A 12979-nucleotide genomic window follows, 5' to 3' on the forward strand; every position below is an offset into this window, starting at 1 on the left:
GTCTTGCCGACCCTCAGACGGTTTTGCTCAGCGCCTGCAGCAGCAACTTGACGGGCGCCGGCAGACCACGGGCCTCCAGATCAGCAGCCCCCACCCACTGTCCTGGCGGCAGGTGTTGCGCCCGCTCGGGGGAGACGTCCAACAACAAGGGGTGCAAACGCAACTCGCGGTGCGTGAGGCTGTGCGCCACGGCGTCGAGGGTCTCCAGCCGATCCTGCATGGCCGCGGGCACCGCGGCCCGCAGAGCCGCTTCATCCGCGTACACCGGCGGGCAGTACAACCCCGCCCAGATGCCGCTGGAAGGCCGGCGCTCAAGCCAGAAGCGCGGCGCCTGTGCACTCGCATCGCGCCCCAGCAAAAGCCACCAGTTCTCGAAACGGCGCACCAGGCGCCGTGACTTGACCGGGAAACGTTGCGTCTGCCCGATCGCGTGCGCCTGGCAGAGGGGTTGAACCGGACAACGGTCGCATAGGGGCTTGGAGCGCAGGCAAACGGTTGCGCCCAAGTCCATCAAGCCCTGGGTGTACGCGGTCATGTCATCGGGTTCAGGCGCCTGCGGCAGCAGTTCCTGCGCCAACGCCCAGAGTTCGCGCTGCGGGCCCTGCTGGGCAAGATCGCCCTCGAACGCCAGCAGACGCGACAACACGCGCCGCACGTTGCCATCCAGAATCGAAATGCGCTCGCCGTAGCAAAAGGCTGCGATCGCCGCGGCGGTCGATGCCCCGATGCCCGGCAAGGTCTGCAAGGCTTCGGCGGTGCGCGGAAAGACACCGCCGTGCTCGTCCACAACGACCTGCGCGCAACGGTGCAGGTTGCGCGCGCGGCTGTAGTAGCCCAGGCCACTCCAGAGCGCCATCACCTCGTCGGACGAGGCGCGGGCCAGGGCCTGTACATCTGGGCAGCGCGCGAGGAACCGAGGGTAGTACGACAGCACCGAGCTGACCTGGGTCTGCTGCAACATGACCTCGGACAACCACACCAGGTAGGGGTCGCGGGTGTTCTGCCAAGGCAAGCCGCTGCGCCCCGCGTGGCGTTGCCACCGAATGAGCAGGAGCGCGAATGGGTTCGGCTGCGCCACGTCAAGCGCGCACGCTTTCACAGCGGCGCGCGTCATGCCACCAGGGCTTCGTCGGCTTGGTCCTCTTCGGAAGAAGACTGCAGCAGGTGGTCTGTCAGTTCACCGAGTTTGGCATCCAACAGATTGAGCTGATCCTGCTGCGCCTGCAATTCGTGGATGCGCTCGTCAAGGCCACCGGCGGCCTGCTGAATCCGCGACACCGCCTCGATGCGCCGGCCAAAATTGCGCCGGCGTTCGCGCAACTGCGCATCCAGTTGTGCGGCGGCCGACTTGTTCCAGAGTTCCACTTCGTTCACGGCGGTGTCGTAGACGACACGCAGGCGGCTCATGAGCGCACGCGCCAGACGCTCGGCGAACTCGGGCTGGGCCAGGCGCAAGGCGTTGCCCAGGCTGAGGTACTGAAGGTGGCTCTTTTCGATCAGATCCAGGTCCCGGGCGTATTGCGCCAGCTTGGGCGATGCGGGCGCCTGCAATGAGAAGCCGTACTCCGCGTTCAGGTTCTTGAAACTGCCTTCGAGCATGGACTGGATGTCGCCGGCCATGCGATCGGCCTTGGCGAGGTCGCTGCGCAAACGCTCGAACGTCTGGTTGTAGGCACGGCGCACGCCCAGCTTGATGCCGGGTTGCTTCAACAGCTTGCCCAGCGCGCCCACCTCGGCCTTGAGGTGCGACGCACTGAGCATGGCAAACAGATCCTTGAGCAGGCGAAGATGCACCGAGCGCACGGCCTGGATCTTGGCACCGCTGGCATCGAATTCGGCCTGTTCCTGCTCGATGCGCAAGCGCATCTGCTTGATCACACCGGCGTTCTTGCCGCGCAGCCCTTCCAACTCCTGGATCTGCTCCACCAGGTCGCGCGCGCGTGTATGAACCTGTCGGCCGGTTTCCGCCCGCAAGGCCTGGATGCCGCTGGCCACCACGGCGCCCAGGATCTTGCGGCGCTGCCCCAGGAGGTCCTCGCCCAAGGCGGTTTCCAGTTCCAGCAGCTTGCTCGCTTCGAGCAATTTCTTGTCGCGATGCACCTTGGCCAGCAAGCCCTTTTGCGCCGACACCGCCAGCACCTGGCGCGGCGACACGCCAAGAATCTCGGCCGAGTCGGCGCGTTGCGACGCGATCTGCGCCTCCACCTGTTCGGGTGAACTCAGCGCGTCCCACATCGTGTCGATCTTGTTGAGCACGACCAGGCGCGACTCGCGCCCTTCGCCCAGCACGGAGAGATGCTGCCGCCAGATCGTCAGGTCGGACTTGGTCACGCCGGTGTCCGCCGCCAGGATGAACACAACCGCATGGGCTTGCGGCAGCAAGCTCACCGTCAACTCGGGCTCGGCTCCAATGGCGTTGAGGCCCGGCGTGTCAAGGATCACCAAGCCCTGTTTGAGCAAAGGGTGCGCCATGTTGACGAGCGCGTGGCGCCACTTCGGCACCTCGATCAAGCCGTCAGGGCCGGGCAAGGGATTGTCGTCGTGGGCCTCGTCGTGCCAGAAGCCCAGCGCAGCAGCCTCATCGCGAGAGACCCGGCGCACTTCGGCCACCTTGTGGATCATGCGCGCCAGCTGCTTGGGGTCGTTCACGTCCAGATCCACGCGCTCCCATTTGTCGGGTGCATTGCGCCAGTCCTGCAGCGACTGCGGCTGCAGGCGCGTTTCGATGGGCAAGAGACGCAGGCAAGGCGGCACATCGGGGTCGTACGCCAGTTCGGTCGGGCACATGGTGGTGCGGCCCGCACTGGCCGGCATGATGCGCCGGCCATAACCCGCAAAAAACACGGCGTTGATCAGTTCGGACTTGCCACGGGAGAACTCGGCCACGAAGGCCACCGTGATCTTGTCGTTCTTGACCTGGGCGTGAAGCTGGTCCAGCCGCTCGCGAATGCCGGGTTCCATCAGGTCGTGATCGGTCAGCCACTCGGACAACAGCTTCAGACGCAAGGCAAACTGCTTGCGCCACGCACCGTGCTGATCAAATTCCTGATTGAAACTCATGGGCTGATTTTTCGAGAATGGACCAATATAGCATCGGCAACGGCACGCAGACCCACCGGTGCCGGAGCCCGACAGCCGGCCCGTCGGGTGCGATCGCGCCGCGTCATTTCTTTTGGCACACCGGACAGAAGAAGGTGGACCGTTGCCCTTGCCGCATCGCACGAACAGGCGTCCCGCAGGCCCGGCAAGGCAGGCCTTCGCGGCCATAAACCATGGCATCGAGCTGAAAGTACCCGCTCTGCCCTTCGGCGCTTGAGAAGTCGCGCAACGTGCTGCCGCCCAGGGCCACGGCGCGTTGCAGCACCGACACGATGGCCTGGTGCAGCCGCGCCGCCCGGGGCTTGCTCAGGCGATCCGCGCGCAGCGCGGGGTGGATGCCTGCCATGAACAAGGCTTCGGACGCGTAGATGTTGCCCACGCCTACCACCACGTCCCCCATCAACAACACCTGCTTGACGGCCGCGCGCCTCAACTTCAGTGCGCGGTGAAAGTCCAATGGGTCGAAACCCGCTTCCAGCGGCTCCACCCCCAGCCCGCTCAGCAACTTGAGTGCGCGCGCGTCGTCCGGCGACGCCGCGTACACCACTGCGCCGAAGCGCCGGGGATCGTGCAGACGCAGCATCCCCTGGCTGGTGGAGAGCTCAAAGTGGTCGTGTACACCGCGCGGCGGCAGTTCCAGCGCAAACTGCAGACTGCCCGACATGCCCAGGTGCAACAGCAACAGCCCTTCGTCAAAATGCACCAGCAGGTACTTGCCGCGGCGCGCAACCGAACACACCCGCTTACCCATCAACAGGGCCGGGGCGCAACCCAACGGCCAACGCAGGGGTTTGCCCATGAAGACGGCCTGCACCTGCGCGCCAGAGATGCGATCGGCAAAGCTGCGCCGCGTGACTTCCACTTCGGGCAATTCGGGCATGTATGGGCTTCTTTCTGAAGATGGCCGGAACGCCCGCGCGATCTCACGATCACACCCGGACGCCCCTGTGTCCTTCCCATTATCATGAGCCGATGGTGCGACTCGAAGTCGCTTCATAGTCGTCTACACGACGACATAAAACGATAGCCCGTTTCCTCTATGGAGAAGGCGGGAAACGCCCCCTGAAATGGGGCGAATTTGTGCAGCCGAAAGGCCCTCTCTCGGCTGCAACAGACGGACCCCCACAAGGGCATCCGAACGTTCGATTGGGCTCCTCCGGGACCTGATTCGTAGCTGAAAAGAGACACAAATCTCCGCTCGGAGGTTAAATTGCGCGCGTTTTACAAATCGTTGCAATTGACCAAGGAGCGGGATATCGATTGAGCGACACCTCTCAAGGTGTCTTGTTCTCAACCAGAACCACGTCTGGAACGACGTGTCCTCGTCCGCACATGCGTCTGGAGTAATCCGGGAGTGTGAAGCTGTGGATAAACATCCTGAGCCGCAAGGCTCACAGGCCATGCGCGAGCATGGTCCAACCTTCGAAGCAAGCCAGAAGGAGGATGACGAGGAATAGGGTATGGGAAGCGTAATGTCAACTCACGCTTGAACCGCCGTAATCATGAAACAGCTAACGCTTGTCTCCACCCGCTCGCGGGTGGGAGCTGTGGCCAAAAGGCATGATGCTCGGGAGCCGAAGATCATCGACGGAGGCTCGTTCCCCGATGAGTATCCGGCGGATAGTGAGTCCCTAACCCCATCTGTCGGTCTGCCGACCGACTGGGCACCTTGGGAAACGAGGTAAACCCGATGCACCGCCACAGCCCATCCGGGCCGTGGCAACCCAAACGCAAGTGCGGGCCATGGTGCAGCGGGCAGAGGACGTGACAAAAAGCGAACGGCCGCCTGTAATGGGTGGCATAGGGGTTCAAGATTTGCCCCGGGGTGAAAGCCCGCTGACTTGTCATAGGCATCTGAGACCGCGCGAGCCGTGCGCGTCTTTCAACAACCGACCCGGAGGGCATCGTCCCTCCGGGGAAGGTGCCTTCAACCGGGTCCTAACCGAACCGGAGAAGGTATGGATTACACCGAAAGCGATTTCGATGCTGCGTCTCCGGACGAGGTGAGCGAATGGCACTCCATTGACTGGAAGGCCGTCCAATACTTCGTAGGGAAAGCGCAATCGAGAATCGCGCAGGCAGAACTGGAGAAGGACTTCCGCAGAGTCAAACGACTCCAACGAAGCCTGATCCGATCCTGGCAGGCCAAGGCATTGGCCGTCAGGAAAGTGACCGAGAACCAAGGGAAGCGGACCAGTGGCGTGGACCGCGAACTTTGGGATACGCCGCAGAAGAAGTGGAACGCAATCAGTCGATTGAATCTCGTCGGGTACCGGGCCAAACCGCTTAGGCGGACCTGGATCCCTAAGGCGGATGGAAGGGAGCGCCCCCTGGGCATCCCGACCATGCACGACCGAGCCATGCAGGCCTTGTTCCTGCTGGCGCTGGAGCCGGCCGCGGAATGCCACGCCGACCCGAACTCGTATGGGTTCAGAAAGGGTCGGTCGACGCACGATGCACGGCAACAGTTGTTCGTGTCCCTTGCCAAGCAAGCCTCGGCGCGTTGGGTGCTGGATGCGGACATCACGGGGTTCTTCGACAACATCAACCACGACTGGCTGCTCGCCAATGTTCGTATGAACAAACGGGTGCTGGGGCAGTGGTTGCGTTGCGGAGTGGTGGACAAACAGCAGCTTCAGAAAACGGAAGCGGGGACGCCCCAAGGGGGGATCATCTCGCCGCTGCTGGCGAACCTGACGCTGGACGGACTTGAAGCGGGTCTCACGCGGTTCTTACACGACCAAATGGGAACCGTCAGAGTCAAGAAAGCCAAGGTGCATCTGGTGCGGTATGCCGATGACTTCGTGGTGACGGGCGACTCGAAAGAGGTGCTTGAAACCGTGGTCAGACCGTGGGTGGAAGCATTCTTGCGCGAGCGAGGATTGCAACTGCACGCAGGGAAGACGCGCATCGTGCATATCGACGAAGGGTTTGATTTCCTAGGGTGGAATTTCCGGAAATACTCGGAAAAACTGCTCATCAAGCCAAGTCAGAAGAACGTGAAAGCGTTCTATGGCAAGGTCAGGGAAGTCATCGCAAGACATCTCTCGAAAAAGAAGGCGGTATTGATCGCGAAGCTGAACCCAATCCTGCGGGGTTGGACTCGATACCATCAAGGCGTAGTGGCTAAGGCGACGTTCACCAAGCTCAACCACCTGATTGTCTGGCGGTTGTGGCGATGGGGGATGCGCCGACACCCACGATGGACCCGAGGCAAAGTATTCCGGCACTACTGGAATCACGACTCGGGCCGCTGGGAGTTTGAAGCCACAGTGCTCAACCGATGGAAAGAGGAGATGCGGCTGCGGCTGTACACGCTGGCGGACACGAAAATTGTCCGCCACAAGAAGGTCAAGGGGGAATACAACCCCTTTGATCCTGCATGGGAAGCCTATGGAGAACGCCTCAAACGCGACAGAATGGTGCAAGCCATCTGGAGTGGACAGAGGCTGGAACTGTGGATGAACCAGAACGGCAAATGTGCGCACTGTGGAACAGAGATGGACCACGACGATAGCGGGCTCGACAACCACCACATCGTCCCAGTACGGTGGGGTGGCACGGACAGTCTGCAGAATCGTGTGTTGCTACACCCATGGTGTCACCGGCGTATCCACGCCCTAGGTTTGGAGGTCACCAAGCCGGTCCCAGCACGGGGACTTTAATCTGACAGAAACAGGTAAGGACCAATGCAGTCCTGTGATCCTGCGGAGTTAGAGGTCGTGCATGAGCCGTATGCGTTGAAAGGCGCACGTACGGTTCTCAGGGGGGGATATAGTGGAAACACTATGTCCCTACCCTCCAATACATTGCACCGAACCGCAGCCTTGGTCTTGATGAGCCTGGCGTTCGGAGCGGCCGCGCAGCCCACCGCCACGGCGGCCGACACCAAGCCCGCCGCAGAACCAGCCTTCGTCAACTCAGACCTGAACGCCCCCCTCCTCTACCAGCTTTTGCTGGGCGAGCTCAACGTCAGTGCGGGCGAGCCGGGTACCGGCTACTCGCTCATTCTGGATGCGGCACGCAAAGAGAAGAATCCCGAGCTCTACCGGCGAGCGGTCGATGTGGCCTTGCAGGCCCGCTCCGGCGAGGCCGCGCTGACCGCGGCACGCGCCTGGGCCGACGAACTGCCCGCCAGCTCGGAAGGCAACCGTTTCGTTCTGCAGATCCTCCTTGCACTGAACCGCGTCAGCGAAAGCGGACCGGTCCTGCAGAAAATCCTGCAAAACGCCCCCGCGGGCGGGCGCAACGACATCATCAACGCCATTCCGCAGACCTACGCCCGGATCACGGACAAGGCCTTGACCGCGACGGTGGTTCGAAACGCCTTGGAGCCCTGGCTCAAGCAACCCGCCCATGCCGCCGCAGCCTGGACCACGGTCGGTCGTCTTGACCTGGAACAAGACCGGCTACCCCAGGCCCTGGTGGCGGCGCGCGAGGGCCACACCATCGAGCCCGCATCACCCTTTCCGGCGCTGTTGGCGCTGGAGCTGATGGAGCGCGGACAACCCGAGGCCGAGGCCGTGGTGCGCCAACAGCAAGCCGTCCAGAAGGTGCCTTCCAATACAAACACCGCAGTGGCGCTGTCCTATGCCCGCATCCTCATCGACCAGCACCGCAACGGCGAAGCGCGTGCGCAACTCCAGACACTGACCTCGCGCCAGTCCGAACTGGCCGATCCCTGGCTCCTGCTGGGCACCTTGCAGGCGCAAGACAACGATCTGCCAGGCGCATCCGCCTCGCTCGAAAAATACATGGCAATGGCGCGCAAGAGCAGCGATGAGCGAAGCGCGCGCGGCCTGACCCAGGCCTACTTGTTGATGGCGCAGATCGCAGAAAAGCAGAAGGACTTCCCCGCCGCCAATGCTTGGCTGGACCGCATCGAGAACGCCGACGACATCATGGCCGCCCAGTTGCGGCGGGCCTCCCTGCTGGCCCGCCAGGGACAGATGGCGCAAGCCCGCACCTTGCTGCGCAACCAACCCGACCGCCGCCCCGAAGACGCCCGCCTCAAGCTGGTGGCCGAAGCGCAGCTGTTGCGCGATTTCAAGCAATGGCAGCAGTCGTACGAGGTCTACAGCGAAGCATCCGCCCGATTCCCCAACGACACCGACCTGCTCTACGACCAGGCGATGATGGCCGAGAAGGCCGGCAAACTGGCCGACATGGAGCGCTTGCTGCGCCAACTCATCGCGGCCAAACCCGACTACCACCACGCCTACAACGCGCTCGGCTACTCCCTGGCCGATCGCAACCTCCGACTGCCCGAGGCCAAGCAACTGATCGAAAAGGCGGTTGAACTCGAACCCGGCGATGCGTACATCCAGGACAGCCTGGGCTGGGTCGAGTTCCGCATGGGCAACACCGCGCGCGCCTTGTCGATCCTGCAAGCGGCCTATTCGAAGCGCCCAGACCCCGAAATCGCGGCTCACCTGGGTGAGGTGCTTTGGGCCGGGGGTCAGCGCGAGCAAGCGCTCAAGATCTGGCGCGAAGGCCTGCTGATGTCGGCCGACAACGAAACGCTGCAGGGAACCCTGAAGCGCCTGCAAGTTCGGCCATGATGCGGTGGCCCGTGCGACGGCTCCATGCTCGGTGGACCGTGCTGGCATGCGCCACCGTGCTCGCGGCCTGCGCCACGCCCCCGCGCCCCGCCGAGGTGGGTGAGGACGTGTGGAGCGGCCGTCTGGCATTGCAGATCGACAGCGCCTCTCCACAGTCGTTCTCGGCCGCCTTTGACTTGCGCGGCGCGCCCACAGCGGGCGAACTCCAGTTGACATCCCCATTGGGCAACACCCTGGCCACGGTGGTGTGGACGCCCGCAGGCGCCGAGCTGAGGCAGGGCAGCCGCGTGACCCGGCGCGGCAGCCTGGACGAACTCACACGTGAGCTCAGTGGCACGGAAGTACCGGTCGCCGCCTTGTTCGGCTGGCTGCGCGGCCAAGCCGGTGACGTGCCCGGTTGGCAGGCCGATCTTTCGCGCCAAACCGAAGGGCGGATCACGGCGCGGCGCACCTGGCCGCTGCCGACCGCCGAATTGCGTGTCGTGTTTCAACCATGACCTGTCCGCCGTTGAAGCGGCTGCTGGACGTACCCGCCCCAGCCAAACTCAATCTGTTCCTGCACATCACCGGGCGCCGAGCCGACGGCTACCACCTGCTGCAATCGATCTTCATGCTGGTGGACTGGTGCGACCACTTGCATTTCGAACTGCGCCCAGACAGCGACATCAGCCGCGAAGACCTCACGGGCGGTGATCTGCCCACGCAGGACCTGTGCGTGCGCGCCGCCCGGGCACTCCAACAAGCCACAGGCTGCCGCCATGGCGTGCACATCGGACTGGAAAAACGCCTGCCGGCTGAGGCCGGCATGGGCGGCGGCTCCTCGGACGCCGCCAGTACGCTGATCGCGCTCAACCGCCTCTGGGGCCTCGGACTGGCACGGTCTCAATTGGCCTCGATAGGACTGCAACTGGGCGCCGACGTGCCGTTTTTCATCGGCGGACGCAATGCCTGGGTCGAAGGCGTGGGCGAGCAGCTCACACCTGTGGCCATTCCTGCGGCCCGCTTCGTCGTGGTCAAACCGCCCACCGGCGCGTCGACGCAGCGCATCTTTGGCTCGACGGAGCTAAAACGCGATTCAAGAACTGCTACAATCCGAGGCTTTGCTGCAAACGATACGTGTGAAGACGCAGTGATCGATCTCCAGAAAGTTCTGGCGGCCGGACACAACGACCTTCAACCCGTCGCGCAGGCGCTGTGCCCCGATATAGGGCGTTGCATTCAGTGGCTCCAGAGCCATGGTTTGCAAGGGCGCATGACCGGCTCGGGAACCGCGGTGTTTGCGCAATTGCCGCATGCGATGGACTTGACAGACGCCCCTGGCGACTGGACGGTTCGAGAATGCGGCAACATGGATGCACATCCATTGCTCGACTGGTGCACCGGTTAGAATCCGAGACGCACAGCCCAGGCAGTGGTTGCGCAACCTGCGACGTTTTTGTGGTGGTTTGTTGGGCGTGAGCCGAACAGGCCTCCTGCGTAGGGGAGTCGCCAAGTTGGTTAAGGCACTGGATTTTGATTCCAGCATGCGAAGGTTCGAATCCTTCTTCCCCTGCCACCCGTTTACACACAAGGTGTACTGGAACGGCCATCCCCGGATGGCCTTTTTTCATGACGATCCTCCGGGGTCAACGTTCAGATCGCTGGGAACGCCATGCAAGTTCAGCCCCCGGATTTCATGATCTTCACCGGCAACGCCAATCCGGTGCTGGCCTCCGAAATCGCCCAACACCTGGGCACGCAACTCGGCGCGGCCAATGTGGGTCGTTTTTCTGACGGTGAAGTCACGGTCGAGATCACACAGAACGTGCGCGCACGCCATGTGTTCGTGATCCAGTCCACCTGCGCGCCGACCAACGAAAACCTGATGGAGCTGCTCATCATGGTCGACGCGCTCAAGCGCGCTTCGGCCGAACGCATCTCCGCCGTCATTCCCTACTTCGGTTATGCCCGCCAGGACCGCCGCCCGCGTTCGGCGCGCGTGCCGATCTCGGCCAAGGTCGTGGCCAACCTGCTGCAGACCGTGGGCGTGAGCCGCGTGCTGACCATGGACCTGCACGCCGACCAGATCCAGGGCTTCTTCGACATTCCGGTCGACAACATCTACGCCTCGCCCGTCTTGCTGGGCGACCTGCGCCAGAAGAACTACCCCGATGTGCTGATCGTCTCGCCCGACGTGGGCGGTGTGGTGCGTGCCCGTGCGCTGGCCAAGCAGCTCAACTGCGACATGGCCATCATCGACAAGCGCCGTCCGAAGGCCAACGTGTCGGAAGTGATGCACGTGATCGGCGACATCGAAGGGCGCAACTGCGTGATCATGGACGACATGATCGACACCGCAGGCACGCTGGTGAAAGCCGCCGAGGTGCTCAAGGAGCGTGGCGCCAAGAACGTGTACGCCTATTGCACGCACCCGATCTTCTCGGGCCCGGCCATCGAACGCATCGCCAAGGGCTCGGCCCTGGACGAGGTGGTCGTGACCAACACCATTCCTCTTTCGCAGGCCGCGCAGGCCTGCACCAAGATCCGCCAACTCTCCGTGGCGCCGCTGATGGCCGAGACCATCGCGCGCATTGCCTCGGGTGAGTCGGTCATGAGTTTGTTTGCCGATCAGGACAACCTTTTCTAGGCAGCAAAGCGTGGGCGGCCTCCATGGTGGGGGCAGCTCTTTTCAAACCGAGGCGTTCTGGTCGCGGAACCCCTCATCAGGAGTAAGTCATGCAATTTGTCGCTTTTGAGCGCGCCAAGCAGGGTACGGGTGCGAGCCGCCGTCTGCGCAACACCGGTCGCGCGCCCGGTATCGTCTTCGGCGGTGAGAAGCCGGCCGACACGATCGAACTCGATCACAACGCCCTGTGGCACGCCCTGAAGAAGGAAGCGTTCCACTCGTCCATCCTCGACATGGAACTCGCCGGCAAGGTGCACAAGGTTCTGCTGCGCGATGTGCAATACCACCCGTACAAGCCGCAAGTGCTGCACGTGGACTTCCAGCGCGTGGACGAGAAGACCCGCCTGCGCAAGAAGGTGCCCCTGCACTTCGTGAACGCCGAGAACTCGCCTGCGGTGAAGACCGACAAGTGCGTGATCAGCCACGTGCTCAACGACATCGAAATCGAATGCCTGGCCACCCAGTTGCCCGAGTTCATCGAAGTGGATCTGGGCGAAGTCGTCAAGGGTGCAACCGTGCACACTGGCGATATCAAGCTGGCCAAGGGCGTCAAGCTCGTGACGCATGGCCGCAAGAACATCACCGTGGCCACCGTGGTCGAGCCGGTGGAAGAAGTGGTGGCCGCTCCAGTGGCTGCTGCGCCTGCCGACGACAAGAAGGGCAAGAAGGGCAAGAAGTAATTCTTTGCTGCCTCGCCAGAAGGGCCCGCTCACGCGGGCCTTTTTGTTTTCGCCTCGATAATCCCGACCATGATCCGACTCATCGCAGGCCTGGGCAATCCCGGCCCCGAATACGAACACACGCGCCACAACGCCGGCTTCTGGTGGGTGGACGAGGCCGCGCGCCTGCTCAAGGTGTCGCTGCAGATGGAGCGCGCCCACTTCGGTCTGGTCGCACGCGCCAACGTCGCGGGCCAGAGCGTCTGGTTGGTGGAGCCGCAGACCTACATGAACCTGTCGGGCAAAGCGGTGGGCTCGATCGCCCGCTTCTTCAAGATCGCACCCGAAGAGATGCTGGTGGTGCACGACGAACTGGACCTGCCCCCCGGCGAGGTCAAACTCAAGAAGGGTGGCGGCCACGCGGGCCACAACGGTCTGCGCGATATCCATGCGCAACTGGGCAGCCCGGACTATTGGCGTCTGCGCGTGGGCATTGGCCACCCCGGCAACAAGAACGAAGTGGCCAACTGGGTGTTGAAAAAACCCTCACCCGACGACCGCATCGCGATCGCGCAAGCGCTGGACCGGTCTCTCAAGGCGCTGCCGAATCTGATCGCAGGCGAGATGGACAAGGCCACCGCGCTGATCCACACCAGCAAGCTCCCGCGGCCCAAACCACCCCGGCCTGCGGCCGACCCTCAGGCCGCAGGCGGCTCGGCGCCATCCGCCGACGACAAGGGCTGACCCGCGCTCTGCAGGCGCTGGTACTTCTGCCACAACGTCTCTCGCGATTCGATGTGGTTCGGATCGACCGGAATGCATTCCACCGGGCAGACCTGCACGCACTGCGGCTCGTCGAAATGCCCCACGCATTCGGTGCAACGCGAGGGGTCGATTTCGTAGAACGCTTCGCCCATGTGAATGGCCTGGTTCGGGCACTCGGGCTCGCACACATCGCAGTTGATGCATTCGTCGGTGATCAGCAGCGCCACGGC

The 12979-nt window shown here is 63.1% G+C and carries 11 protein-coding genes and 1 tRNA gene; 8 read left to right on the forward strand and 4 right to left on the reverse strand.

Translation table 11 applies throughout. The features are described from left to right. Positions 1-13 precede the first annotated feature (13 nt). The 3 genes from mutY to mutM all read right to left on the reverse strand — a co-directional run bounded on the left by mutY (position 14) and on the right by mutM (position 3979). Positions 14-1114 carry an A/G-specific adenine glycosylase gene (gene mutY, locus F9K07_RS20315; protein ID WP_159595152.1) on the reverse strand — a complete coding sequence of 367 codons (1101 nt, stop codon included), beginning with the start codon at positions 1112-1114 and terminating at the stop codon, positions 14-16. Beyond that, positions 1111-3060, reverse strand: coding sequence for a dynamin family protein (locus F9K07_RS20320; RefSeq protein ID WP_159595153.1), 1950 nt, complete (start codon positions 3058-3060; stop codon positions 1111-1113). Before F9K07_RS20320 ends, mutY begins: the two co-directional genes overlap by 4 nt. A 103-nt stretch (positions 3061-3163) precedes the next feature. Then, the gene (mutM, locus tag F9K07_RS20325; RefSeq protein ID WP_159595154.1) at positions 3164-3979 is read right to left on the reverse strand and encodes a bifunctional DNA-formamidopyrimidine glycosylase/DNA-(apurinic or apyrimidinic site) lyase; all 816 of its coding nucleotides are present in this window, start codon (positions 3977-3979) and stop codon (positions 3164-3166) included. A gap of 1078 nt (positions 3980-5057) precedes the next feature. On the opposite strand from mutM, the gene ltrA reads away from it, so the two are divergent. The 8 genes from ltrA (at position 5058) to pth (ending at position 12728) form a co-directional block, all read left to right on the forward strand. Then, complete coding sequence (ltrA, locus tag F9K07_RS20330; RefSeq protein ID WP_159595155.1) at positions 5058-6764, forward strand: group II intron reverse transcriptase/maturase; 1707 nt, start codon at positions 5058-5060, stop codon at positions 6762-6764. A 123-nt stretch (positions 6765-6887) separates the two neighbouring features. Beyond that, positions 6888-8660 (forward strand): tetratricopeptide repeat protein, encoded by a 1773-nt coding sequence (locus tag F9K07_RS20335; protein ID WP_236581378.1) that lies wholly within the window; start codon positions 6888-6890, stop codon positions 8658-8660. Further along, a complete protein-coding gene (locus F9K07_RS20340; protein WP_236581380.1) occupies positions 8657-9157 on the forward strand; it encodes a lipoprotein insertase outer membrane protein LolB in 501 nt (166 codons plus the stop codon). The genes F9K07_RS20335 and F9K07_RS20340 overlap by 4 nt, the downstream gene beginning before the upstream one ends. A gap of 11 nt (positions 9158-9168) precedes the next feature. Continuing rightward, positions 9169-10047: a 4-(cytidine 5'-diphospho)-2-C-methyl-D-erythritol kinase gene (locus F9K07_RS20345; protein ID WP_159597025.1), complete on the forward strand. Its 879-nt coding sequence runs from the start codon at positions 9169-9171 to the stop codon at positions 10045-10047. A gap of 91 nt (positions 10048-10138) precedes the next feature. Further along, positions 10139-10215 (forward strand) — tRNA-Gln (locus F9K07_RS20350). Between the two features lie 96 nt (positions 10216-10311). Then, positions 10312-11286: a ribose-phosphate pyrophosphokinase gene (locus tag F9K07_RS20355; RefSeq protein WP_159595156.1), complete on the forward strand. Its 975-nt coding sequence runs from the start codon at positions 10312-10314 to the stop codon at positions 11284-11286. An 89-nt stretch (positions 11287-11375) separates the two neighbouring features. Beyond that, positions 11376-12005, forward strand: coding sequence for a 50S ribosomal protein L25/general stress protein Ctc (locus tag F9K07_RS20360; RefSeq protein WP_159595157.1), 630 nt, complete (start codon positions 11376-11378; stop codon positions 12003-12005). 69 nt (positions 12006-12074) lie between these two features. Beyond that, positions 12075-12728 carry an aminoacyl-tRNA hydrolase gene (gene pth, locus F9K07_RS20365; RefSeq protein WP_159595158.1) on the forward strand — a complete coding sequence of 218 codons (654 nt, stop codon included), beginning with the start codon at positions 12075-12077 and terminating at the stop codon, positions 12726-12728. Here the strand turns inward: pth and F9K07_RS20370 are convergent. Then, positions 12683-12976 carry a YfhL family 4Fe-4S dicluster ferredoxin gene (locus tag F9K07_RS20370; protein ID WP_159595159.1) on the reverse strand — a complete coding sequence of 98 codons (294 nt, stop codon included), beginning with the start codon at positions 12974-12976 and terminating at the stop codon, positions 12683-12685. The two genes, pth and F9K07_RS20370, sit on opposite strands and share 46 nt — an antisense overlap. Positions 12977-12979: the final 3 nt, after the last annotated feature.

The organism is Hydrogenophaga sp. BPS33 (assembly GCF_009859475.1).
Classification (GTDB): Bacteria; Pseudomonadota; Gammaproteobacteria; order Burkholderiales; family Burkholderiaceae_C; genus Hydrogenophaga.

What these genes read in the sequence shown, in the direction of transcription:
- F9K07_RS20335 (WP_236581378.1), top strand. Translation starts at nt 6,888, where the DNA reads ATGTCCCTACCCTCCAATACATTGCACCGAACCGCAGCCTTGGTCTTG.
- F9K07_RS20340 (WP_236581380.1), top strand. Translation starts at nt 8,657, where the DNA reads ATGATGCGGTGGCCCGTGCGACGGCTCCATGCTCGGTGGACCGTGCTG.
- mutM (WP_159595154.1), bottom strand. Translation starts at nt 3,979, where the DNA reads ATGCCCGAATTGCCCGAAGTGGAAGTCACGCGGCGCAGCTTTGCCGAT.
- ltrA (WP_159595155.1), top strand. Translation starts at nt 5,058, where the DNA reads ATGGATTACACCGAAAGCGATTTCGATGCTGCGTCTCCGGACGAGGTG.
- pth (WP_159595158.1), top strand. Translation starts at nt 12,075, where the DNA reads ATGATCCGACTCATCGCAGGCCTGGGCAATCCCGGCCCCGAATACGAA.
- F9K07_RS20355 (WP_159595156.1), top strand. Translation starts at nt 10,312, where the DNA reads ATGCAAGTTCAGCCCCCGGATTTCATGATCTTCACCGGCAACGCCAAT.
- mutY (WP_159595152.1), bottom strand. Translation starts at nt 1,114, where the DNA reads ATGACGCGCGCCGCTGTGAAAGCGTGCGCGCTTGACGTGGCGCAGCCG.
- F9K07_RS20320 (WP_159595153.1), bottom strand. Translation starts at nt 3,060, where the DNA reads ATGAGTTTCAATCAGGAATTTGATCAGCACGGTGCGTGGCGCAAGCAG.
- F9K07_RS20360 (WP_159595157.1), top strand. Translation starts at nt 11,376, where the DNA reads ATGCAATTTGTCGCTTTTGAGCGCGCCAAGCAGGGTACGGGTGCGAGC.